At 72.1% G+C, this 23,202-nt stretch carries 22 protein-coding genes; 9 read left to right on the top strand and 13 right to left on the bottom strand.

Annotated elements, in window-relative coordinates; genetic code table 11:
• Window positions 1-48 precede the first annotated feature (48 nt).
• A complete protein-coding gene (locus tag BBH68_RS01590; protein WP_065958433.1) occupies window positions 49-882 on the bottom strand; it encodes a YwqG family protein in 834 nt (277 codons plus the stop codon).
• 149 nt (window positions 883-1,031) lie between these two features.
• On the opposite strand from BBH68_RS01590, the gene BBH68_RS01595 reads away from it, so the two are divergent.
• Window positions 1,032-2,252: a TerD family protein gene (locus BBH68_RS01595; protein WP_065958383.1), complete on the top strand. Its 1,221-nt coding sequence runs from the start codon at window positions 1,032-1,034 to the stop codon at window positions 2,250-2,252.
• Here BBH68_RS01595 and BBH68_RS01600 read toward each other — a convergent pair.
• Entirely contained in the window at window positions 2,227-3,216 is a 990-nt protein-coding gene (locus BBH68_RS01600; RefSeq protein ID WP_065958384.1) for a cupin domain-containing protein, read from the bottom strand. The genes BBH68_RS01595 and BBH68_RS01600 overlap by 26 nt on opposite strands.
• A gap of 115 nt (window positions 3,217-3,331) precedes the next feature.
• On the opposite strand from BBH68_RS01600, the gene BBH68_RS01605 reads away from it, so the two are divergent.
• Complete coding sequence (locus BBH68_RS01605) at window positions 3,332-3,760, top strand: pyridoxamine 5'-phosphate oxidase family protein (RefSeq protein ID WP_065958385.1); 429 nt, start codon at window positions 3,332-3,334, stop codon at window positions 3,758-3,760.
• A 241-nt stretch (window positions 3,761-4,001) separates the two neighbouring features.
• Here BBH68_RS01605 and BBH68_RS01610 read toward each other — a convergent pair whose 3' ends face one another.
• Both BBH68_RS01610 and BBH68_RS01615 read right to left on the bottom strand, forming a co-directional pair.
• A complete protein-coding gene (locus BBH68_RS01610) occupies window positions 4,002-5,459 on the bottom strand; it encodes an alkaline phosphatase PhoX (RefSeq protein ID WP_065958386.1) in 1,458 nt (485 codons plus the stop codon).
• Between the two features lie 177 nt (window positions 5,460-5,636).
• On the bottom strand, window positions 5,637-7,148 hold the full coding sequence (locus BBH68_RS01615; protein WP_065958387.1) for a hypothetical protein: 1,512 nt from the start codon (window positions 7,146-7,148) through the stop codon (window positions 5,637-5,639).
• Between the two features lie 440 nt (window positions 7,149-7,588).
• Between BBH68_RS01615 and BBH68_RS01620 the strand changes: the two genes are divergently transcribed.
• Window positions 7,589-9,415, top strand: a complete 1,827-nt coding sequence (locus BBH68_RS01620) for an endonuclease/exonuclease/phosphatase family protein (protein WP_065958388.1) — start codon at window positions 7,589-7,591, stop codon at window positions 9,413-9,415.
• A gap of 128 nt (window positions 9,416-9,543) precedes the next feature.
• Here the strand turns inward: BBH68_RS01620 and dapD are convergent, their stop codons facing one another.
• The 4 genes from dapD to BBH68_RS01640 form a co-directional block, all read right to left on the bottom strand.
• Entirely contained in the window at window positions 9,544-10,545 is a 1,002-nt protein-coding gene (gene dapD, locus BBH68_RS01625) for a 2,3,4,5-tetrahydropyridine-2,6-dicarboxylate N-succinyltransferase (RefSeq protein ID WP_065958389.1), read from the bottom strand.
• A 113-nt stretch (window positions 10,546-10,658) separates the two neighbouring features.
• Complete coding sequence (locus tag BBH68_RS01630) at window positions 10,659-11,744, bottom strand: CU044_5270 family protein (protein WP_065958390.1); 1,086 nt, start codon at window positions 11,742-11,744, stop codon at window positions 10,659-10,661.
• Window positions 11,737-12,354: an RNA polymerase sigma factor gene (locus tag BBH68_RS01635; protein WP_065958391.1), complete on the bottom strand. Its 618-nt coding sequence runs from the start codon at window positions 12,352-12,354 to the stop codon at window positions 11,737-11,739. The genes BBH68_RS01630 and BBH68_RS01635 overlap by 8 nt, the downstream gene beginning before the upstream one ends.
• A 127-nt stretch (window positions 12,355-12,481) precedes the next feature.
• Window positions 12,482-13,645 (bottom strand): LacI family DNA-binding transcriptional regulator, encoded by a 1,164-nt coding sequence (locus tag BBH68_RS01640; RefSeq protein ID WP_245737848.1) that lies wholly within the window; start codon window positions 13,643-13,645, stop codon window positions 12,482-12,484.
• Between the two features lie 164 nt (window positions 13,646-13,809).
• Between BBH68_RS01640 and BBH68_RS01645 the strand changes: the two genes are divergently transcribed.
• The 6 genes from BBH68_RS01645 to BBH68_RS01670 all read left to right on the top strand — a co-directional run bounded on the left by BBH68_RS01645 (window position 13,810) and on the right by BBH68_RS01670 (window position 20,116).
• A complete protein-coding gene (locus BBH68_RS01645; RefSeq protein ID WP_174588971.1) occupies window positions 13,810-14,988 on the top strand; it encodes an ABC transporter ATP-binding protein in 1,179 nt (392 codons plus the stop codon).
• A 16-nt stretch (window positions 14,989-15,004) separates the two neighbouring features.
• Window positions 15,005-16,276, top strand: a complete 1,272-nt coding sequence (locus BBH68_RS01650; protein WP_065958392.1) for a polyamine ABC transporter substrate-binding protein — start codon at window positions 15,005-15,007, stop codon at window positions 16,274-16,276.
• A 44-nt stretch (window positions 16,277-16,320) separates the two neighbouring features.
• Complete coding sequence (locus tag BBH68_RS01655; protein ID WP_065958436.1) at window positions 16,321-17,148, top strand: ABC transporter permease; 828 nt, start codon at window positions 16,321-16,323, stop codon at window positions 17,146-17,148.
• Complete coding sequence (locus BBH68_RS01660) at window positions 17,145-17,984, top strand: ABC transporter permease (protein WP_065958393.1); 840 nt, start codon at window positions 17,145-17,147, stop codon at window positions 17,982-17,984. Before BBH68_RS01655 ends, BBH68_RS01660 begins: the two co-directional genes overlap by 4 nt.
• Before the next feature lie 84 nt (window positions 17,985-18,068).
• Window positions 18,069-19,070, top strand: a complete 1,002-nt coding sequence (locus BBH68_RS01665) for an SIS domain-containing protein (RefSeq protein ID WP_065958394.1) — start codon at window positions 18,069-18,071, stop codon at window positions 19,068-19,070.
• A gap of 116 nt (window positions 19,071-19,186) precedes the next feature.
• Window positions 19,187-20,116, top strand: coding sequence for a PfkB family carbohydrate kinase (locus BBH68_RS01670; protein ID WP_065958395.1), 930 nt, complete (start codon window positions 19,187-19,189; stop codon window positions 20,114-20,116).
• On the opposite strand, the gene BBH68_RS01675 is transcribed toward BBH68_RS01670, so the two are convergent.
• The 5 genes from BBH68_RS01675 to BBH68_RS01695 all read right to left on the bottom strand — a co-directional run bounded on the left by BBH68_RS01675 (window position 20,101) and on the right by BBH68_RS01695 (window position 23,189).
• Window positions 20,101-20,661, bottom strand: coding sequence for a TetR/AcrR family transcriptional regulator (locus BBH68_RS01675; RefSeq protein ID WP_065958396.1), 561 nt, complete (start codon window positions 20,659-20,661; stop codon window positions 20,101-20,103). The genes BBH68_RS01670 and BBH68_RS01675 overlap by 16 nt on opposite strands.
• Window positions 20,661-20,981 (bottom strand): DMT family transporter, encoded by a 321-nt coding sequence (locus tag BBH68_RS01680; RefSeq protein WP_065958397.1) that lies wholly within the window; start codon window positions 20,979-20,981, stop codon window positions 20,661-20,663. Before BBH68_RS01680 ends, BBH68_RS01675 begins: the two co-directional genes overlap by 1 nt.
• 140 nt (window positions 20,982-21,121) lie before the next feature.
• The gene (locus BBH68_RS01685) at window positions 21,122-21,460 is read right to left on the bottom strand and encodes a metal-sulfur cluster assembly factor (protein ID WP_065958398.1); all 339 of its coding nucleotides are present in this window, start codon (window positions 21,458-21,460) and stop codon (window positions 21,122-21,124) included.
• Window positions 21,457-21,921 carry a Fe-S cluster assembly sulfur transfer protein SufU gene (sufU, locus tag BBH68_RS01690; protein WP_065958399.1) on the bottom strand — a complete coding sequence of 155 codons (465 nt, stop codon included), beginning with the start codon at window positions 21,919-21,921 and terminating at the stop codon, window positions 21,457-21,459. The genes BBH68_RS01685 and sufU overlap by 4 nt, the downstream gene beginning before the upstream one ends.
• An 11-nt stretch (window positions 21,922-21,932) precedes the next feature.
• Window positions 21,933-23,189, bottom strand: a complete 1,257-nt coding sequence (locus BBH68_RS01695; RefSeq protein WP_065958400.1) for a cysteine desulfurase — start codon at window positions 23,187-23,189, stop codon at window positions 21,933-21,935.
• Between the last annotated feature and the right edge of the window lie 13 nt (window positions 23,190-23,202).

Raw genomic sequence — 23,202 nt, forward strand, 5'->3', positions numbered from 1 at the left:
CAGTCTCTCCCGGCAGAGGTCGCCGGGACCGCCCGAGCCCCGTGGGCCTCAGCAGCACTGCCAGGTGAACATCGCCCGCTCGAAGCGGCCGGCGGCCAGGTCGTCGGGGCGGATCAGCCAGTACAGCGCCCCGGCGTCGCCCCACATCATGTCCGCGTCCTCGTCGGAGTCGAACTGAGCGAGCAGCACCCAGCCCTCCGCCTCCTTCTCGATCCTCGGGTCCTCCCACGACACCTCGCGGCCGCCCAGCGCGCCATGCGCCACCACGATCTCCACGGCGGTCTGGACGGACTGGGCGTGGCCGCCGATCTGGTGCGCGGCACCGCTCTGGTGCCGCCACACCGCCCTCTGGAACGCGTCCGGAAGCTCGCCCTCGCCGAACGCGGCGGTCAGCGCGAGCGAGTCGAAGTCGGGGGCGCTCGGGGCGGTGCGGACCGTGAGGTCCACCGCCGGGCAGGGGGTGATCCCCGCCGGCGCGGGCCGCTCGGGCGCGGCGGCGGACCCGGGCGGGAGGTGGAGGACGCGGGCGCCGGGCCAGGTGTCCGGGTCGGCGGTGTCGACCAGGGCGTCGTCGTCCTCGTCGCCGTAGTAGAAGAAGGCGAGGACGCCGTCCGCGGGCAGCGGTATGTCCAGCGCCTCCCCGGGCAGCGCGGCGCAGTCGACCGCCGCCACGAACGCCAGCGGCCCGTGCCCCTCCCACACCGGCCAGTCCACCCCCTCCGGCAGCCGGGGCAGTCCGCCGAGCAGGCCGACGACCGGGTCGGCGGGCCCGGCCTTCCGGAGGTGCGCGGCCGGGCGCAGCAGCGCGGTCCAGCGGTCGGCGAGGTCCGCGGGCAGGTGGGTGCGGGCCAGGGTGTGCAGCGGGTCGGGCGCGGTGGTCATGCGGGCCATGATGCCGGGTGCGGCGCGCCGTCCCCCGCGGGGTCGGGCGGCAGGCCGGGGAGCAGGTCAGGGAACAGATCGAGGAGCAGATCGAGGAGCAGGTCAAGGAACCGTAAAGCGGGGAGGTTCGTTACCCGGGCATGACCGCTATGACTCCCGGCTCGAACCTCCCCCTGCCCGTCGCGCGCGTGGCGGTGGACGTCACCGCCCCGGTGCGGCTGGACGTGTCGGGCCTGCTGCTCACCGCCAACGGCAAGGTGCGCTCCGACGACGACTTCGTCTTCTACAACCAGCCCGCCGGCCCCGGCGTCACCCACCGGGCCGGGTCCGGCGGGGCGGGTGACACCATCACCGTCGATACGGCCGCCGTGCCGGGCGACATCGAGAAGATCGTAGTGACCGCGAGCCTGGACGCGCCCGGGGCGACGTTCTCGGGCACCGAGCCGACCGCCACCGTGCGCGGCGCCGACGACGGCGCCGTGATCGCCACCTTCACCCCGCCGCGGCTGGGCTCCGAGACCGCGCTGGTGGTCGTCGAGGTGTACCGGCGCAATGGCGCGTGGAAGGTCCGCGCGGTCGGGCAGGGCTATGCCAACGGGCTGGCGGGCATCGCCACGGACTTCGGCGTGACGGTGGAGGAGCCCGCCGCGCCCGCGGCCCCCGCCGCCGCGCCCGTCCAGGCTCCGCCGCCCTCCGGCCCGCCCGCCGGTTTCCAGCCCCCGCCCATGCCCACCGCCCCGCCGCCCGCTTCCCCGGCCGCTCCTCCCGCCGCCGCTCCGGCGCCGGGCGCCGGGAAGATCAATCTCGACAAGGGCCGCGTCAATCTGCAGAAGAACCAGACCGTGTCGCTGGTCAAGGGCGGCCGGCCGCTGCTGACCTCGGTGAAGATGGGCCTGGGCTGGGAGCCCGCCTTCCGCAGCAAGGACATCGACCTGGACGCGTCCGTGATCGCCTTCGGCGCGGACCGCAAGAAAATCGACGCCTGCTTCTTCGGCAAGCTCGCGATCCTCAATGGCGCGATCCAGCACTCCGGCGACAATCTCACCGGCGAGGGCGGCGGCGACGACGAGACCATCACGGTCCACCTCGGCGGGCTGCCGCCGGAGGTCACCGGCCTGGTCTTCACGGTCAACTCCTTCTCCGGCCAGAAGTTCACCGATGTCGCCAAGGCCTACTGCCGCCTGCTGGACGCGGGGACGGGCGAGGAGCTGGTCCGCTTCGACCTGACCCACTCCGAGCCGCGCACGGGGGTCATGATGGCGAAGTTCATCAAGCAGTTCTCGGGCGAGTGGGAGATGACCGCGATGGGCGAGTACGTGGACTCCCGTACGGTCCGTGGCATGGTCAAGCCCGCCGGCCGGGCGCTCTGAGCATGCCGTCGGCCGCCGGGGAGGCAGTGGTCGCGGTGCGCCGGAATGCGCTGGGGCTGACGCCTCGGACCCGTTTGAACGCCGCGCTGAAACCGAACGGGTCGGCGTAACCCACCGTGCGGGCGACATCCGCGAGGGTCGCGGCCTCCTGTTCGATCAGGAGGTCTGCCGCGAGCGTCATGCGCCAGCGGGTGAGGTAGGTCAGCGGCGGTTCGCCGACCAGGTCGGCGAACCGCTTGGCCAGCGTCGAACGCGACACTCCGATGCGCTCGGCCAGCGCGGCGACCGTCCATGGAGCCGCGGGTTCGGCGTGCAGCAGGCGCAGCGCGGCGCCGGCCACCGGGTCCCGCTGGGCGGCCCACCAGGCCGGGGGCTCGCCGCCGGGCCGGTCGAACCACTCGCGCAGCGTGCAGACCAGCATCCAGTCCAGCAGGCGGTCGAGTACTGCCTGCTGGCCCGGGGTGTCGACGGTGACCTCGGCGGCGAGATGGTCCAGCACGGCGTCAGCCGTTCCCCCGCCGCCCACGCGCAGCACGACGGGCAGCGCGTCCAGCAGTCGGCGGCTGATCTCGCCGTGCACGGGATAGGCGCCGACGATCAGGGTCGTCGCATCGCCGCCGGCACCGGCGTCCCCGCCGGGGTCGTTCCAGCCGCGCCGGTGCCGCATCCCACCCTGCTCGGGCGTCGCGCAGTGTTCGCCGCACGCGATCGGTTCGGCCAGGGTGCCCGGCTCGTCGACGAAGGTGAACGTCGCGGGGCCGCGCACGACGAGCGTCTCGCGGGCGCGAAGCGGCTCGGGCGGACGGTGCTCCGGCACGATCCAGCCCGCCCCGGTGAGGACGGTGCACAGGGTCAGCGGCGCGCCGTCCACGAAGTGGAGTGCCCAGGGCGGGGACAGGGTCGAACTGCCGAACAACGAACCGTGGGCTCGCACCCCACGGATCAGGTCACTGAACACGTCCACCTCAGCGAGGTTAGACGAATACGCAGGCGATTCGGCTTCCTGCCCATGGGATCGTCCAAGTCGGCCGTGTTCAATCGGCGTCTGAAAGAACTTCGACGTAAACGGAAGGGCTGTGATGAGCACCGACGCCAGTTCGCTGACCGCCCAGGACCTCGAGTTCCTCCGACGCCCCCTGCACGGGTTCCTGACCGTGGCCGCGGGGCCGCTGCCGCCACAGCCCCGGCCGGTGTGGTTCGAGGCCACCGCCGAGGGCACGATCCAGCTGTTCACCGCCCCCGACTCGCTCAAGGTGCGGCGTCTGCGCCGCGACCCCCGCGCCTCGATCGTCGTGGCCGCCCCGGTGGGGGAACCCGAGCGCTGGCTGTCGGTCGCCGGCCGCACCACGGTGGAATCCGACGGAGCACACGACCTGTGCGGCCGTCTGGCCGCTCGCTACTGGGACCTCGGCGACCCGGCCCGCGCCGACGCCCTCTCCGAGATACTGACCGCGGACTGGGTCCGTCTCGTCATCCACCCGGAGACCGTGAGCCGCTACGCGTTTTGACGCTCCGTACTTCCCCGGCGACCCGAAGACCCGGCGACCCGAAGACCGGGGGGCCCGGGCCGGAGCGCCGAAGAGGGAGGAGGATCGGCGCTCCGGCCCGGGCCGTCCCGTAGCCCGTACAACGAGCGAGGGCCCCGGAAGTGACGCGGCCCGCCCCCGCAGGACACGGGAGCGGGCCGGGGCGGGGCCGGACCGGGGCCGCAGCGGGCCGGGGCGGGGCCGGAGTGGACCGGGCCGCGGGTCAGCCGCGGGGGCGCTGGCGGCGCCAGGGGCCGGTGATGGCGAGCATGATGCCCGGGGTCTGGATGTTGGCGTACAGGGTGTGGCCGTCGGGCGAGAAGCAGACGCCGGTGAACTCGCTGTACTCCGGCTCCTCCTTCGTGCCGATGTTCAGCTCGTTGCGCGCGATCGGGTAGGTGCGGCCGTCGTCCGTGGCGCCGAAGAGGTGCTGGACGCCCTCGCCGTCCTCGGCGATGACCAGGCCGCCGTAGGGCGAGACGGTGATGTTGTCGGGGCCGTCGAAGGCGCCGTCCTCGGCCGGGTCGGGGTTGACGCCCAGCAGCACCTTGAGGGTGAGGGTGCGCCGCTTCGGGTCGTAGAACCAGACCTGGCCGTCGTGCGCCACCGGGCTTTCCTCGCGGGCGTACGAGGAGACGATGTACGCGCCCCCGTCGCCCCACCACATGCCCTCCAGCTTGCGCGCGCGGGTGACCTGGCCGGCGGTGAACTGCTTGCGCACGGAGACCGTCTTGGCGTCGCGGTCGGGCACGTCCACCCAGTCGACGCCGTAGACCGTGCCGGTCCTGGTGGCGCGCGAGAGGTCGTCGACGAAGTTGCCGCCGGCGTCGAAGCACTTGGGGGCCTGGAGCACACCCGCGTCGTCGGCGAGCGTGCGCAGCCTGCCCCGGCCGTGCTCGAAGCCGCGCGGCGGCACCCAGCGGTAGAAGAGGCCGTTCGGGCCGGAGGCGTCCTCGGTCAGGTAGAGGTGGCCGCGCTTGGGGTCGACGACGACGGCCTCGTGGGCGTAGCGGCCCAGCGCCTTGATCGGCTTCGGGTCGCGGTTGGCCCGGCGGTCCAGCGGGTCGACCTCGAAGACGTAGCCGTGGTCCTTGGTCATGCCGTTCTTCCCGGCCTTGTCCTCGGTCTCCTCGCAGGTGAGCCAGGTGCCCCAGGGGGTGCTGCCGCCCGCGCAGTTGGTGGAGGTGCCGGCGATGCCCACCCACTCGGTGACGTGGTCGCCGTGCTTGGAGACCTCGACGACGGTGCAGCCGCCGGAGGCCGCCGGGTCGTAGACCAGGCCCTCGATGAGCGGCACGGGGTGCGGCCAGTCGGCCCGCGGGCCCTTCAGCTCGTGGTTGTTGACGAGCAGCGTGGCGCCGCGGGTGCCCCGGAAGGTGGCGGTGCCGTCGTGGTTGGAGGGGGTGGACTCGCCCGACTCCAGCTTGGTCTGGCCGGTGCGGGTGATGACCCGGTAGCTGAATCCGGCGGGCAGAGCGAGGATGCCCTTCGGGTCCGCGACGAGCGGGCCGTAGCCGAGCCGGGAGCCGCCGTGCCGGGCCGCGTCCGTGGCCTCGGCCTCGGTCGGCTCGGCGGCGAGCGCGCCGGGGGCGGTGGCGAGCACCCCGGCGCTGCCGACGAGGGCGACCCCGGCCCCGGTGTACGCGGAACTCTTCGCGAAGTCTCTGCGGGTGAGCGGCATCTTTCATCTCCTGAATGGCCAGATCTGTCCACCGACTGCGGGCCTACGCTCCCGCTCCTGACCGAACAGCAGTTGAACTGGACGCGACATCGAAGGACCGATTGGCGCCGTCGGTCTGAACCTCTGGCGCCGTCCTCCGGGCCGGTGACCACCGCGGCCATCGCCCCCGCGGAGGTGTCAGGCGCGCGAACGCGCCTTGAAAGCCGCCTTCCGCGCCTGCTTCGCGGCCTTCTTGTCCGGGTGCAGCCGCCCCATCGCCTCCAGCACCTCGGCGGTCGCCGGGTGGTCCACCCGCCACGCCGAGTCGAAGAAGCTCCCCGACTGCTCGACCAGGCCGCGCACCAGGTCCCGCAGTTCCGCGGAGTCGCCGTCCGCGGCGAGCTGGGCCGCGATGGTGTCCACCGTCAGCCAGAACACCATCTCCTCGGACGGCTCCGGGATGTCGGGCATGGCCCGCTCGGCCAGCCACACCCGGGCGAGGCCGCCGAGGTGCCGGTCGTCCAGCACCTCGCGCAGCGCGGGCTCGGCGGCGGCCCCGACCAGCGAGAGCGTCTGCTGGCAGGCCAGGCGGCGCAGGGGCGCGCCCGGGTCGTCGCCGCGGGCGGCGGCGAGCAGCTCGCGGGCGGCCTCGTCGGGCGTACGGCGGGCCAGCCACTGCTCGGCCTCGGCGCGCGCGGCCGGTTCCGGGTGTCCGGGCAGGGCGTCCAGCAGGACCTCGGCGCCCTTGCCTGCCAGGTCTCCGACGGCCGGGGCGTCGATGCCGGCGTCGAGCATGCGGGTGCGTACGCCGAAGACGCCGAGCGGGGTGAGCCTGACCATGCCGTACCGGGAGAAGTCCTCCTCGTCGGGGCCGTGCGGCGACTCGGCGGTCTCGGGGAAGCGGCCCTCGCCGTCGACCTCCTCGATCAGCGCCTCGTCCACGGGCTGGTACTCCACCAGGCCGGTCGGCTCCAGCATCCGGAACTGGTCGTCGAGGCGGACCATCGCCTCGGAGATCTCTTCCAGGATGTCGTCGGTGGGCTCCTCCATGTCGTCGGGGACGATCATGGCGGCGGCGAGGGCGGGCAGCGGCACGGCGCGGCCGGAGTCCTGCTCGTCCAGGGCGGTCAGCAGATACAGATTGCCCAGCACCCCGTCCAGGAAGTCGGCCTCCTCCTCGGGGTTCCAGTCGATCCCGTCGAGGTCCAGCTCGCCGTCGTCGCCGATCTGGTCGACGATCTCGGCGAGGTCGGGGGCCGCCGCGTCGGCGAGTACGGTCTCGAAGCCGCCGAGCCAGATGTCCAGGACGTCCCGCGGGCTGCCCTCGGTGATCAGCCGCAGCTCCTGGCCGGGGGTGGCCACGCCCGTGGTCTCCTCCCCGCCCGCGTCCCCGTCCCCGTCCGCCTCCTGACCGGCGGCCGCCTCCTCAGCGGGCTCCCGGACCTCGATCAGCCCGGTGTCGACGGCCAGCTGCCAGGCCTCCGCCACATACCCCGGGCCCTCCTCCTCGGCCCCGAGCCCCAGGTGCTCGGCCGCCGCCCGCAGGTCGGGCTCGGTCAGCACGCCGCCCGCGGCGACCGGCCTGCTCGGCCCGGCCCAGCGGGCGAGCCGGACCGCGCGGGCCAGCAGCGGGGCGGTGAGCGCGTCGCGGGCGAGTTCGGCCTCGGAGCGGAGCCGCACGGGCGGCATGGTGGGGCGGTCTCCGGGCATCGGCGGAGTCAACTCCTCGGGAGCGGGATGAAACGAATGAAGCGAATGAAGCGGATCAAGCTGGTGAGCGGACGAGACGGACGAGACGGATGAACGAGAGGCACGGGGGTGGAGCGAGCCTGGAGGGCGCAGCGCCACGGGCGCGACCGGTCCCAGCCTAGACGGAAGGCGGGGCCGGTTTCGTCCCGATGTGGCGCCGAGGGCGCACCGGCCCGCTGTTTCGGCCATCGCCCCACGCTTTCGGCCACCGTCCCGGCGCCCGGCACCGGCGGCCGGCGCCGCGGCCGCCGGAGCGCGCCGGGTGCCCCACGGCGCTCCGGTTCACTCCCCCGACCCGGGCCGTACACCGGCCATCCCTTGACAACGGCCCTGGCGAGGCAAGAAATTGACGCGCGTAGAGGCTTGTTCCCCCCTGGTCACTCCACATCGGAGGCAACACCATGTCCCCACGCGCCGTGCGCGGGCCCGCCGCCGTCACCGCCGTCGTCGCCTCGGCCCTCGCGGCCGGGCTGCTCGCCGCCCCGCAGTCCGCGTCCGCCGCCGAGGTCCGGATCCACGACATCCAGGGCAGCACCCGAATATCCCCGTTCGCGGGCACCCAGGTGTCCGAGGTGCCCGGCACGGTCACCGCGGTACGCGCCTTCGGCTCGTCCCGCGGCTTCTGGATCCAGGACCCGCGGCCCGACCGGGACCGGGCCACCAGCGAGGCGATCTTCGTCTTCACCGGTTCGAAAACCCCCTCGGTCGCCGTCGGGGACGCGGTGCGGGTCTCCGGGACGGTCAGCGAGTACTACCCGGGCGGCGCGGACGCCGGGCTGCAGTCGGTCACCGAGCTCACCAAGGCGACCTGGACGGTCGAGTCCTCGGGCAACGAGCTGCCCGCCGCCTTCCCCCTCAAGCCCGCCACCGTCCCCGACCGCTACGCCCCCGACGCCGGGGGCGGCTCCATCGAGGGGCTGCGGCTGCGCCCGAACTCCTACGCCCTGGACCGCTACGAGTCGCTGGAGGGCATGCGCGTCTCGGTCGAGGACGCCCCGGTCGTCGGCGCGACCACCCCGTACAACGAGCTGTGGGTCACCGCCGAGCCCGGCCACGCCCGGACCGCGCGCGGCGGCGCGCTCTACAGCTCCTACCGCGACCCCAACTCCGGCCGGGTCAAGGTGGCTTCCCTCATCCCGTTCGCCCAGCGCCCCTTCCCCGTCGCCGACGTGGGCGACGCGCTGACCGGCACCACCGCGGGGCCGCTGGACTACGACAACTTCGGCGGTTACGAGATCCAGGCCACCACGCTCGGCTCCCTCGAGGACGGGAACCTGCCCCGGGAGACCACCCGCGCGCAGAAGGCCGACGAGCTGTCCATCGCCACGTACAACGTGGAGAACCTCTCCCCCAAGACCGCGCAGGCCAAGTTCGACCGGCTCGCCTCGGGTCTCGTGCACAACCTGGCCACGCCCGACATCGTCGCCCTGGAGGAGGTCCAGGACGACAACGGCCCGACGAACGACGCGGTCACCAGCGCCGGAGCCACGCTGAAGAAGCTCACCGACGCGATCAAGGCGGCCGGCGGCCCGGCGTACGAGTGGCGGCAGATCGACCCGGCCGACGACCAGGACGGCGGACAGCCGGGCGGCAACATCCGCGTCGCCTTCCTCTTCAACCCCGAGCGGGTCTCCTTCACCGATGTCGCGGGCGGCGACGCCACCACGCCGGTGCGGGTCACGGACAAGGACGGCGAGGCGGCGCTGTCGGCCTCCCCCGGCCGCATCGACCCCGGCAACCCGGTCTGGAAGGACAGCCGCAAGCCGCTGGTCGGGCAGTTCTCCTTCCGCGGCCGCCCGGTGTTCGTGATCGCCGACCACTTCAACTCCAAGGGCGGCGACCAGGGCCTGGACAGCCGCTTCCAGCCCCCGGCCCGCGGCTCGGAGGCCCAGCGCACCGGCCAGGCCCAGGCGGTCAACGCCTTCGCGAAGAAGCTGCTGGCCGTGGACGCGCGGGCCCGGGTGGTCGTCGCGGGCGACCTCAACGACTACCAGTTCTCGCCCGCCCTGGCCGACCTCACCGCGGGCGGGGTGCTCACCGACCTGGTCACCGGGGCGCGGAAGGACGAGCGCTACGGCTACGTCTACAACGGCAACTCGCAGGTGCTCGACCACATCCTCACCAGCCGCGCGCTGCGCCGCCCGGACTACGACATCGTGCACGTCAACGCGGAGTTCGCGGACCAGTCGAGCGACCACGACCCGCAGGTCGTCCGGCTGAAGCCCTAACGCACCGGCGCGGGCGGCCCCCGCCCGATGACCGGGGCCGCCCGCGCCGGGCTCACTCGTTACGGCTCAGCTGTGGCTGTACGGCTCAGTTCTGGCCGTGCTCGCGGCGGTGCTTGTGGCGGTACGGATCAGTTGTGGCTGTGCAGCGCCTCGTTGAGCCCGCCCCACGAGCCGCTGCGCGGCAGCGCCTCGACGGTGCCGGTGGTGGAGTTGCGGCGGAAGAGCAGGTTGTTGACGCCGGACAGCTCCAGCGCCTTGGTGATCGTGCCGTCCGGCAGGGTGACCCGGGTGCCCGCGGTCACATACAGGCCCGCCTCCACGATGCAGTCGTCGCCGAGCGAGATCCCGATGCCCGCCTCGGCGCCGAGCAGGCAGCGCTCGCCGAGGGAGATCGTCTGCTTGCCGCCGCCCGACAGCGTGCCCATGATCGACGCCCCGCCGCCGATGTCCGAGCCGTCGCCCACCACGACACCCGCGCTGATCCGGCCCTCGACCATGGAGGTGCCCAGCGTCCCGGCGTTGAAGTTGACGAAGCCCTCGTGCATGACCGTGGTCCCCGAGGCCAGGTGGGCGCCGAGCCGGACCCGGTCGGCGTCGCCGATCCGCACCCCGGCGGGGATCACGTAGTCGGTCATCCGCGGGAACTTGTCCACGCTGGTCACCGACAGCTGCAGCCCCTCGGCGCGGGCCGCGAGGCGGGCCCGCTCGACCTGGTCGACGGGGACCGGGCCGAGCGAGGTCCAGGCCACATTGGCCAGCAGGCCGAACTGGCCGTCCAGGCTGAGGCCGTGCGGCTTGACGAGGCGGTGGCTGAGCAGGTGCAGCCGCAGGTAGACGTCGTGCGCGTCGAGCGGCTTGTCCTCCAGTGAGCCGATGACCGTACGGACGGCCACGACCTCGACCCCGCGGCGCGGGTCCGGCCCGACGGCCTTCAGGACGGTGGCGCCCAGCAGCTCGGCGGCGCGCTCGTCGCTCAGCCGCTCGGTCCCGGCCGGGCCGGGCTCGGCGACCAGCTCGGGGGCCGGGAACCAGGTGTCGAGGACGGTGCCGTCCTCGGCGAGGGTGGCGAGGCCGGCGGCGGCTGCGCCGGTGGTGCTGGTGGTGCTGGTGGTGATGGCTGCGTCGGTCATGGTCAGACGCTAACCGGAGGCGGGCCCGGGAGGCGAACCGGTCTCATCGGCCGGTCCCGCCGGCCCGATCCCGCCCGCCCCTCCGGCCTCCCCGCCCGGTCCGCCTCCCCCGGTCACCTCTGGCCGGCCCGGTCGACGACGGCGGTGCTCACCATCGCCTCGTTGACGAACAGCTGGCCCTTCTCGACCTTGAACTCGGCCGGTTTCCCGCCCTTGTCGGCCTCGGCCCGTTCCGGCCGGCTCGCCTCCTTGCCTTTGTCGGGGTAGGTGATCCGCTCGCCGCGACGCATGGTGAAGTCCGTGACCGCGACCTTCCGGTACCCCGCGTAGTCGAACGACACGGGGTCGAGCAGCAGCTCGTGCCGGTACAGGACGATGCCTGTGGGATTGGAGAAGGTCACGGCCATGGCATCGCGCCCGACCGCGTCCTTGACCAGGCCGTCGCTCACCTTCGTCCCCGGGATCTTCTCCAGCGCGCGATACAGCGCGGCCTGGGTGTCCGGAGGGATCAGCGGGGCGCTTCCGAGCAGTCCCCGCACCTCGGTGAAGTCGTGCTCCGCCTGGGTCGCCCCCTCCGAGTCCACGATCTTTTCCTTCCGCAGGGTCTTCAGCAGCTCGCCCGGATCGGTCGGCAGCGAGGACAACAGCCGGTACCACTCCCGCGGGGTCCGCTCATCGCTGTCCGGATCGACGTCCTTGATCCGGAACTGCTTGTCCTCCTTGCTCAAGCCCGCCGACTTCCGGCCGTCGTAGCGGTACCAGCGCTCGGTGTAGACCAGCGCGCCGCGCTTCGTACCCACGCCCTCGATGCTCTCGGCCATCAGGCCCGGCCCGGTGGGCAGCTTCTCGCGCGCCGACTCGGTGTAGATCCACTGGTGCGGACCCGGCTCGCGGACCTTGCTGTGCTCCTGGACCGTGTACGCGGCCTTCTCCATCACCCTGTCCAGTTTCGAAGACCGCGGCGTCCCGGCCTGCACGCGGCCACCGGTAGCCGGCCCGAGCTGGGTGGCGACCAGCGCGGCGGCGACGACGACGGCGGCCACGCCGAGCGACGCGAGCCGCCAGTCGGCCCGCAGCCGCCGGACGCGGGTGCCGCGCGCGGCGGCGTCCAGCACGGTCTGCCGCCCGGGGGCCAGCCGGGCCCGGTCGGGGGTGGGCGCGTTCGCCCGGAAGTTACGCACGGCGGTGACCTCATCCATGGCAGACAGCCTCCTCCTGGACGTCATGTACGAGGGTGGGGTCGGCGCCGCCGAGCGCGGCGCGCACCTTGCGGCGGGCGCGGTTGAGCCGGGAGCGGACCGTGCCGAGCGGAATGCGCAGCGCGTCCGCGACCTCCTGGTAGCTCAGGTCCGCCCAGGCGATCAGCAGCAGGACGTGCCGGTCCCCGGCGGACAGCCCGGCGAGCGCGCCGGCCAGCGGCCCCTGCGCCGCCTGGGCGGCCACCCGGCTGTCGGCGCGGTCCACCCAGGACTCGGCGACCGGGTCGGTGCCGCCGCGGGCCAGGGCGCGCAGGGCCCGCACCTCGGAGCGGCGGTGCCTGCCGATGAGGTTCGCCGCTATGCCGTACAGCCAGGGGCGGGCGGCGGTCCGCGTCACGTCGTACCGGGACCTGGAGCGGAAGGCGATCAGAAAGGTCTCGGCCGTGATGTCGTCGGCGACACCGTCGCCGAGGCGGCGGGTGACATAGCGGTGTATGTCCGGCGCGTACCGGTCGTAGAGCCGCGCGAAGGCCTCCGGGTGATCCAGGGACCGGACGATGAGCGCCGCGTCGTCGGACTCGGGTTGGTGCGGCGGTGGCGGGTCGGTCACGGGTCTCCGTAGCTCCCCTCGGGGTCGGGTGTTCACCCGCTGTTCCCCGATGGGGCCGGACGGGTTCACGCCCCGGAATGACCGCCTCCGCCGATGAGCCGGGCGGGGTACCGCGCCGGCGGGCGCCTCACTCCCCCGGCGCCCGCAGCGGCCGCACGCGCGCGGGCGCGGGACCGGTGGACTCGCGCGGGACATAGGCGGTGGGGAGGGTGTGCCTGCGCGGACGGGCCGTGGAGCCGTTGATGCGGCGGACCAGGATGTCGGCCGCCAGGCCGCCCAGTTCCTGCACCGGCTGGCTGACCACGCTCAGCCTCGGCCGGACGAGCGTGGCCCACTCGGCGTCGTCGAAGCCGATGACCGAGACGTCGCCGGGGATGTGGGCGTCCAGGTCGAGCAGTGCGTCGAGGGTTCCGAGCGTGGCCACGTTGTCGGTGGTGAACAGCGCGGTGGGCCGGTCGGGGGAGCTCATCAGCTCCAGTACGGCCGAGCGCGCCCAGGTCCGGTCGTATCCGGTGTGCCGGATCAGCTCCGCCCCGCGCGGGATACCGGCGGCCCGCAGGGCCTGCCGGTAGCCGGTGAGACGCTCGGTCGTGGTCCAGATGTCCGCCCCGGGCGCGAGCTGTGTGGCGTTCTCGTCGGGGGACGCCGAGGTGACCACCGCGATGCGGGTGTGCCCCGCCTCGGTGAACCGGGTCACCGCCGCCTTGGCGGCCCCGCGGTTGTCCACCACGACCGTGTCCAGCCCGGCGCCGCTCAGCGCGCGGTCCAGGAGGACGACGGGAATGCCCGCGGCGACGGCCTTGTCCAGGTGCTCGTGATCGGTCGCGGCGGGCGCCACGACCAGGCCGTCCACCCGCCGCTCGATGAACATCTGCACCGCGGACTTCTCCGTCTCGCCCTTCTCGTCGCTGTTGGCGAGGACGACGTGCAGGCCGGCCTTGGCCGCGACGTCGGTGACGCCGCGCACCGCGCGGGCGAAGTAGGCGTTCTCCACGTCGGCGACGACCACGCCCAGCGTGTGGGTGCGTCCGCTGATCATGCTGCGGGCCACCGCGTTGGTGCTGTAGCCCAGTTCCGCGGCGGCGGCCAGCACCCGCTCCCGGGTGGCCGCGCTGGACGAGCCGTATCCGCCCAGGACCCGGGCGGCGGTGGCCTGTCCCACGCCGGCGTGCCGGGCGACGTCGGGGATGGTGACGCGGCGCGGCGGTGGTGGGGGATTCGGCATGGGCGATCTTTCGTAGGTGACGGCTCGGCGGACGCCGAGGAACCGGCCGATGAAATTCGAGGCCATTCAACCATTGACGGACGACGCGGGTCCGTGGGTAAGGTCTGGCTCGTTGGTAACGTTATCAAGATCCACCGACGCCCCCACAACCCTGCCTTTCCCGGCGACCACGGCACCCGTCTGCCCTCGCCCGCCCCGACCCCACGCCCCGAACACCGGAGGTATCACGGATGGCAACCGACACCCTCTCGCCGCCACCGACGGCCGGCCCCGCCATCACGCTCGTCGACGTGGTCAAGGACTTCGGCGGCGCCGGCGCCCGGGACGCGGCGGTCGTCCGCGGCGTCAACCTCGCCATCGGCGAGGGCGAGTTCTTCTCGCTCCTCGGCCCCTCCGGCTGCGGCAAGACCACCACCCTGCGGATGATCGCCGGGTTCGAGGAGCCGACCTCCGGCCAGATCCTCCTGCACGGTCACGACATGGTCGGGGTGCCCGCCAACAAGCGCGACATCAACATGGTCTTCCAGTCCTACGCCCTCTTCCCGCACCTGAGCGTCGCCGACAACGTGGCGTTCGGACTGCGCCGCAAGCGCGTCCCCAAGGACGAGATCCGCGACCGGGTCGAGAAGATCCTGCACACCGTCGAACTCGCCGACAAGGCCGACCGCCGCCCCCGCCAGCTCTCGGGCGGCCAGCAGCAGCGCGTCGCCCTGGCCCGCGCCCTGGTCAACCGCCCCCGCGCGCTGCTCCTCGACGAACCCCTCGGCGCCCTCGACCTCAAGCTCCGCCAGGCCATGCAGCTGGAACTCAAGCGCATCCAGCGCGAGGTCGGCATCACCTTCATCTATGTCACGCACGACCAGGCCGAGGCGCTGACCATGTCCGACCGGATCGCGGTGATGCACCGCGGGCTGGTCGAGCAGGTCGGCCCGCCGCAGGAGGTCTACGAACGGCCCGCCACCGCGTTCGTCGCCGGGTTCATCGGCACCTCCAACCTGATCGGCGGCCGCCTGGCCGCCGCGGAAGCCGGGACCGGGGTGCTCGACCTCGGCGACGGCCAGCGCATCACGGTCCCGCTGCGCGGCTCCCACGCCGCCGGAGAGGACGTCGAACTCACCGTGCGGCCGGAGAAGATCACGCTGACCACCGAGCCCACCGACACCGCCAGCCGCATCCGCGGCACCGTCCGGGAGGTGGTCTACCTCGGCACCTCCACCAGCTACACGGTGGACACCAGCACCGGCGCGGAGATGACGGTCTTCCAGCCCAACGACGGCTCCGCCTGCGCGACCCCGGCCCGCGGCGACATCGTCTGGCTCTCCTGGGCCACCGACCACTCCTACCTGCTCACCACCGCCCCCGCCGCCGCGGCGACCGCCGCGGACCCGGTTTCCCTCACCTCGCGCTGACGACAGGCGGACCACCATGCCCGAGCACTCCCCACCCTTCGCGCCCCGGCCGCGCGGGCTGACCCCGCGCGGCTGCACCCGGCGCGGCCTGCTGCGCGCCGCGCTCGGCGCCGCCGCGCTGGCCCCGCTCACCGCGTGCAGCGTCCCCGGCGCCCGCGTCCACGTGCCCACCGGCAAGGCGGAGATCGCCGCCGCCGTCTCCGACTTCTGGGCCGGGAAGAAGCGGTCCGGAAAGCTGGACTTCGTCAACTACACCCAGTACATCGACGTCGACCCCGACGATCAGGGCAGGCACCCCACCCTCGACGCCTTCACCCGCGAGACCGGCATCAAGGTCAGCTACAACGAGCTGATCGACGACAGCGCCTCCTGGTTCGGCAAGATCCAGCCCGAATTCGCCTCCGGTGAGGGCATCGGCTACGACCTGATGGTCGTCGGCGGCGACAGCTACCTCGGCAAGTACATCCAACTCGGCTACCTCGCCCCCCTCGACCACACCCGGCTGCCCAACTTCGCGAAGTACGGCGGCGCCGCGTTCAAGAACTCCGCCTACGACCACGGCAACGTCTACACCGTCCCCTGGCAGTCCGGCATGACCGGCATCGGCTACGACCCGGCCCTGGTCGGCCGGAAGATCACCAGCTGGCAGGACCTGCTGGACCCCAAGCTGCACGGCAAGGTCGGCATGTGGAACGACGCGGTGCAGATGGGCAACATCGGCCTGCTGGCCGTCGGCGTGGACCCGGAGACCTCCACCCATGCCGACTGGCGCAAGGCGGCGGCCTGGCTGCGCAAGCAGCGCGACGCCGGGATGGTCCGCTCCTACTCCACCGCGACCTACCAGTCCTCCCTCCAGCGCGGCGACCTCGCGGCCTCGCTCGTGTACTCGGGCGATGTGTTCCAGGCCAACCAGAGCGGCTCGAAACTGGAGTTCGTCATCCCCGACGAGGGCGGTCTGCTGTGGACCGACAACCTCTGCATCCCCTCGACGGCCGCCCATCCCGTCGACGCGCTGGCCTACATGGACTACGCCTTCCGGCCCGAGGTCGCCGCGAAGATCAGCGAGACCGTGCAGTTCGTCAGCCCCGTTCCCGCCGCGCAACCGGTCGTCGCCCGCGACGCGGCCGCCGCCACCGGCAAGCGGCGCACCGTGCTCGAGGCCCTGAGCACCAGCCCCCTGGTCTTCCCGACCAAGGCCGACCAGTCCAAGCTGCGCCGTCTGCGGGTGCTCGACGAAGAGGAGGAGAAGCAGTGGAACGCGCTGTTCGAACCGATCTACCAGGCGTGACCCGGCGGCGGCGCCGCCCCGGCGACGCGCTGGCCCCCTATCTGATGATCCTCCCTGGCTGGCTGTGGCTGGCCGCCTTCTTCATCACCCCCGTGATCGTGATGGTGTCGCTGTCGCTGCAGACCGGCGACTTCATCGACGGCTTCCGCCAGACGTTCCACTTCAGCACCTACGCCGACGTGGTCCGCACCTACCATGTGCAGCTGGTCAGGTCCCTGACCTACGGGGCCATAGCCACCGTCTCGTGCGCCCTCATCGGCTACCCGGTGGCCTACTGGATCGCCTTCCGGGCCGGCCGGCACAAGTCGGTGTTCCTCTTCCTGCTCCTGCTGCCGTTCTTCGTCTCCTTCGTCATCCGGACGCAGTCCTGGAACGTGGTGCTGGCCGACCACGGCGTGGTGCTCGGACCGCTGAAGGACATCGGGCTGCTCTCCGCCGACTTCCACCTGCTGGCCACGCCCTACGCGGTGATCGGCGGCCTGACCTACAACTTCCTGCCCTTCATGGTGCTGCCCGTGTACGTCGCCCTGGAACGGGTGGACCCCAAGGTGATCGAGGCCTCCACCGACCTGTACGCCTCCCGGACGCAGACCTTCCTGCGGGTGGTGCTGCCGCTGTCGCTGCCCGGCGTCTTCGCCGGAGTGCTGCTGACCTTCGTGCCCTCCTGCGCCGACTACGTCAACGCCGGCATCCTCGGCGGCCCCTCCACGACCATGATCGGCAACATCATCCAGACCGAGTACTTCACCAACCTGGACTACCCGGCCGCCTCCGCCCTGTCCTTCGTGCTCATGGGCGCGCTGCTGCTGGCCGTCTTCACCTACGCCCGGACCCTGGGCACCGAGAAGGTCCTGGAGGCGGCCGCGCGATGACCACCACCGTCGCCCCCGCGGCCGAAGCGCCCGCCACGCCCCGGCCACGCCGCGCCGGGCGCGGCCGCCGCCCCACCCTGACCCTGTACACCGGTCTGGTGCTGGCCTGGCTGCTGCTGCCGATCGCCGTCATGATCCTGTTCGGGTTCAACGACACCCACAGCAAGGTGAACTTCACCTGGCAGGGCTTCACCCTCACCTGGTACGAGCACCTGTTCGCCATCCCCAACCTGACCTCCGCCCTGGTCAACAGCCTCACCATCGCCCTGGTGGTCGCCGTGGTCGCCACCCTCCTGGGCACCCCGATCGGCATGGCGCTCGGCCGCTACCGCTTCCGCGGCAAAGGCTCCGTGGACCTGCTGATGTTCGCCGCCATCGCGGCCCCCGAGATCGCCCTCGGCGCCGCGCTGCTGTCGCTGTTCATCGTGATGGGCGTGCCCCGTGGCTACTGGACGATCGTCATCGCCCATGTGGCGTTCTGCATCCCCTACGTCGCCATCACCGTACGGGCGCGCATGGTGGGACACGACCCGACGCTCGAGGAGGCCGCCCGGGACCTGGGGGCGGGACCCTGGACGGCGTTCCGGCTGGTCACCCTGCCGATGCTGCTGCCCGGCGTGGCCTCGGGCGCCCTGCTGTGCTTCGCCCTGTCCGTCGACGACTACGTCATCACCAGCTTCAACGCCGGCCGTACGGTCACCTTCCCGCTGTGGGTGTACAGCGCCAGCCGTACCGGCGTGCCCCCGCAGGTCAACGTCATGGGAACGCTGATCTTCGTCGGCGGCCTGATCATCGCCGGATCGAACGTGCTGTTCTCCCGGCGTCGCGCGTCCTGACCCCATCCGGTCCCGCGCCCCTCGAACACCGGCTCAGCGGCACGCGCCGGCCGGTTCGCAACAACCCTTGAGGAAGTCATCACCGTGCTCAAGTTCAACGAAGCCGAGTTCGTCGCCCAGACGGAAAGCCTTGTGGCGCTGCGCCCCGAGATCGAGAAGGTCGTCGACCGCCTGCTCGACGAGGGTTACGACAACGTCCTCCTCGTGGGCGCCGGCGGCACGTACGCGCAGATGTGGCCCTATGAGCACCTCGCCCGGCGTACCTCGACGCTGCCGGTCCGGGCCGCCATCGCCGCCGAACTCGTCGTCTCCGGCGACGCCCGCCTCGGCGAGCGCACCGTCGCCGTCTTCACCTCCGTCTCCGGCACCACCGACGACAGCCTCCGCGCCATCGACTACTGCAAGTCCCACGGCGCCCACACGATCGGCTTCACCGGCTACCCGGACTCCCCCATCGCCCAGAGCGTCGACACCGCGCTGATCTCCGAGCCCAAGGCCTGGCCGTTCGACGTCCAGATGCTGCTGTTCATGGGCCGACTGCTCGCCCGCCGAGGCGAGTTCGAGGGCTACGAGCGCCTCGCCGACGAGTTGGGCGGCCTGCCCCGGATCCTGGTGGACGTCGCCCGGCGGGCCGAGCCGGTGGCGGCGGACTTCGCCGAGGCCCACAAGGACACCGATTACCACTTCCTCATCGGCGGCGGAAACCTGTGGGGGTTCACCTACCTGTACTCCATGTGCATCCTCGAGGAGATGCAGTGGCTGCGCACCACCCGGGTGCACAGCGCGGAGTTCTTCCACGGCTCGCTGGAACTCCTGGAGGAGAACACCAGCGTGGTCGTCTTCCAGGGTGAGGACGAGACCCGGGCGCTGACCGACCGGGCCGAGGCCTTCGCCAAGCGCATCTCGAAGGACGTCACCGTCTTCGACACCCGCGACTACCCCCTGGAGGGCATCAGCCCGGAGTTCCGCGGTCTGCTCGCCCCCCTGGTCATGGACACCGTGATGGACCGGGTCAGCAAGCACCTCGAGCGGGTGCGCGACCACTCGCTCGACCTGCGCCGCTACTACCGCGTCATGGACTACTGAGCCCGCTGACCGGTTCCCCCTCGTCCATCCGCCCAGCGCGCCGGTGCCCCGGCACCGGCGCGCCCATGGCGGGCGCCGTGTCCTCGCGCACCGGGCCCGCACCTCGGGAGACCCTGATGAACGTCCTCGGCTTCGGCGACAACACCATCGACCGCTTCGTGGACCGCGGCACCGACTACCCCGGCGGCAACTGTGTCAACGTCGCCGTCTACGCCCGCCGACTCGGTCTGGACGCCGCCTACCTGGGGGTGTTCGGCGACGACGACCTCGGCGCCTCCCTGCGCACGGCCCTGGCCGCGCAGGGTGTCGCCACGGACCGCAGCGTCGTGCGCCACGGCGAGACCTCGGTCTCCACCCTGCATGTGCGGGACGGCGACCGGGTGTTCCTCGGCTACGACCCCGGCGGCGAGGCGGTCCGCGAACCCCTCGCCCTCACCCCCGAGCTGCTCGCCTACGCCGCGTCGTTCTCCCTGGTGCACTCCAGCGTCTACTCCCACACCGAGGCCGACCTCGCCCCGCTCGCCGCGGCCGGTCCCCTGGTCAGCTTCGACTTCTCGGACGAGGACGAGTTCCGTACCCCCGCCTACCTCGACCGCGTCTGCCCCCATGTGGACCTGGCGCTGCTGTCCTGCTCGCACCTGGACGAGGCCGCCACCCGCGCGCTGCTCGCCGAGGCGGTGCGGCGGGGGGCCGGAATGGCGCTCGCCACCCGGGGGCTCAACGGGGCGATCGCGTACGACGGCCGGACCACGGCCGCCGCGCCGGCCCGTGCCGCGGACCCCGCTTCCCTGTCCGACACGATGGGCTGCGGGGACGCCTTCCTCGCCGGGTTCGTCGTGTCGCTGCTTCACCACGGCTGGTCCCGGGGCGTCTCCCTGCCCCCCGAGGTCCTGGCGCGCGCCCTGCACCAGGGCGCGCGGGCGGCGTACCAGCAGTGCTTCATCGAGGCCGCCTTCGGCTGCGGCTGGCCGACGGCGTCCGGGCCGGACGGCGACCGGGCGGCGACGGGACGGCCCGGCGGCGGTGAGGTTCACGCCCCGGAGTGACCGCTTCCGCCGATGATCCGGGCCAGCGCCGTCCGCGCGCCCTCCGGGTCGTACGGGCGGTCGGTCAGCAGCGCCTGGAGGGTCAGCCCGTCGATCAGGGCCACCACCGCGCGCGCCGTGGCGGCGTCCGGGACGATCCGGGTCAGTATCCGGCCCATCTCGTCCAGGCACTCGGCGGCGAGCGGCCGCGCCGCCTCGTGGCGCAGCGCGGCGAAGTACAGCTCGTACTCCAGCTCCAGCCGCGCCCGCTCCCCGGTGAGCAGCTCCCCCAGCCAGCGGGCCAGCTCGTCGGCCGGCTCCGTCTCCGGATCGACGCCTTCCGCCCAGCGCTCGACGTCCGCCAGCCACTCCGCGTTGATCTGCCGGAGCACGGCGACCAGCAGGTCGTCGAGGGTCGCGAAGTGGTAGGTCGTGGAGCCGAGCGGCACATCGGCCTCGGCGGCCACGGCCCGGTGGCTGAGCCCGGCGATGCCGCGTGCGCGGACCACGGCGGCCGCGGCGTCGATGATGCGCTGCCGCCGCCCGGGGTCGTAGCGGCGGGCCATCAGTGGGCCCCGCCGAGGTTGAGCACGACCACTCCGGCGATCACCAGCAGCACCCCGAGCACCTTGGCGGCGGTGGCGGCCTCGCCGAGGAAGAGCATCCCGATCGCGGCGACGACGGCGGTCCCGGCCCCGGACCATATGGCGTAGGCGGTGCCCACCGACATCGTCCTGAGTGTCTGCGCGAGCAGGGCGAAGGCGACCAGATAGCCGGCCACGGTGGCCAGCGAGGGCCAGAGTCTGCTGAAGCCCTCGCTGTACTTCATCGAGGTGGTGGCGAGGATCTCGGCGGTGATGGCCCCGGCGAGCGTCAGATATCCCATGCGTACGAGCGTACACAACGATGCGTACGAGCGTACACAACTCGCTCGCCCGGGATCCCGCGAGCACGCGAACGGCCCCCGCGCACCGCTGGAACTCAAGCGGTGCGCGGGGGCCGTTCGGGGCTCGGGCCGGGGTGTCGTCAGACGTTGAAGCCGAGCGCGCGGAGCTGCTCGCGGCCCTCGTCGGTGATCTTGTCCGGACCCCATGGCGGCATCCAGACCCAGTTGATCCGCAGCTCGTTGACGATGCCCTCGGTGGCCGACTTCGCCTGGTCCTCGATGACATCGGTCAGCGGGCAGGCCGCGGACGTCAGCGTCATGTCGAGGGTGGCGATATTGGCGTCGTCGATGTGGATGCCGTAGACGAGGCCCAGGTTGACCACGTCGATGCCCAGCTCCGGGTCGACGACGTCGTACAGCGCCTCGCGGACCTCTTCCTCACTGGCCGGCTTGGTCGCCGTTTCCACGTTGTCACTCATGCGATCTTCCCTTCGGCGCCCTCGCCCAGCGCCTGGGCGGTCGCGTCCTTCCACGCCATCCAGCTCAGCAGGGCACACTTCACCCGGGCCGGATACTTGGAGACGCCGGCGAACGCGACCGCGTCCTCCAGCACCTCCTCCATCGCGTCGTCCGGCTCGGTCCTGCCCTTGGACTGCATCAGCTCCAGAAACGTTTCCTGGATCTTGCGCGCCTCGGCGATCTCCTTGCCGACCAGCAGCTCGTTGAGCACGGACGCGCTGGCCTGGCTGATGGAACAGCCCTGGCCCTCGTAACTGACGTCCTCGATCCTCTGCCCGTCGAGCCGCACCCGGAGAGTGATCTCGTCCCCGCAGGTCGGATTGACGTGATGCACCTCCACGTCCCCGTCTCTCAGGCCCCGCCCGTGCGGGTGCTTGTAGTGATCCAGGATCACGTCCTGGTACATCGAATCAAGCTTCACGCGGCACGCCCCTACCCGAAGAAGTTCCGTACGTGCTCCAGGCCCTCGACCAGCGCGTCGACCTCGGCCGGGGTGGAGTACAGATAGAACGACGCTCGCGTGGTGGCGGGAATTCCGTACCGCAGGCAGACGGGCCGGGCGCAGTGGTGGCCGACCCGGACCGCGATGCCCTCCTCGTCGAGCACCTGGCCCACGTCGTGGGGGTGGATGTCGCCGAGGGTGAAGGAGATCGCGGCGCCGCGGTCCTCGGCCGTGGTCGGGCCGATGATCCGCAGGCCGGGGACCTCCAGGAGCCTGCGCACCGCGTACTCGGTGACCACGTGCTCATGGCGGGCGATGTTGTCCATGCCGATCGAGGTCAGATAGTCCACGGCCGCGCCGAGGCCGACGGCCTGGGCGATCGGGGGCGTACCGGCCTCGAACTTGTGCGGCGCGGGGGCGTAGGTGGAGGAGTGCATCGAGACGGTCTCGATCATCTCGCCGCCGCCGAGGAAGGGCGGCAGGTCCTCCAGCAGCTCCTGGCGGCCCCACAGCACCCCGATGCCCGTCGGGCCGCACATCTTGTGGCCGGTGAAGGCCACGAAGTCGGCCTGAAGCGCCTGCACGTCCAGCGTCATGTGCGGGGCGGCCTGCGAGGCGTCGACGACGACGAGGGCGCCTACCTGCTGGGCGCGGCGGATGATCGCCTCGACCGGGTTGACCGTGCCCAGGATGTTGGAGACCAGCACGAACGAGACGACCTTGGTCTTCTCGGTGATGACCTGCTCGATGTTCGACAGGTCCAGACGGCCGTCGTCGGTGAGGCCGAACCACTTCAGCTTCGCGCCCGTGCGCTGCGAGAGCAGCTGCCAGGGGACGATGTTGGAGTGGTGCTCCATCTCCGTGATGACGATCTCGGTCTCGCTGTCCACGCGGTAGGGCTCATCGGCCCAGCCCAGCATGTTGGCGACGAGGTTGAGGGACTCCGAGGCGTTCTTGGTGAAGATCACCTCGTCCCGGCTCGGCGCGTTGATGAAGGCGGCCACCTTGTCCCGGGCGCCCTCGTACAGCGCCGTGGCCTCCTCGGCGAGCACATGCACCCCGCGGTGCACATTCGCGTTGTGCAGCTCGTAGTACTCGCTGAGCACGTCGAGCACCTGGCGCGGCGTCTGCGAGGTCGCCGCGTTGTCCAGGTAGACGAGCTTCTTGCCGTCGTGGACCTGCCGGTCCAGGATCGGGAAGTCCTTGCGGATCGCCTCGGTGTCGAGGAGGCCCGGCAGCTGTGTCATGTCCCTGCGCCTC

This window comes from Streptomyces sparsogenes (assembly GCF_001704635.1).
Lineage (GTDB): Bacteria > Actinomycetota > Actinomycetes > Streptomycetales > Streptomycetaceae > Streptomyces > Streptomyces sparsogenes.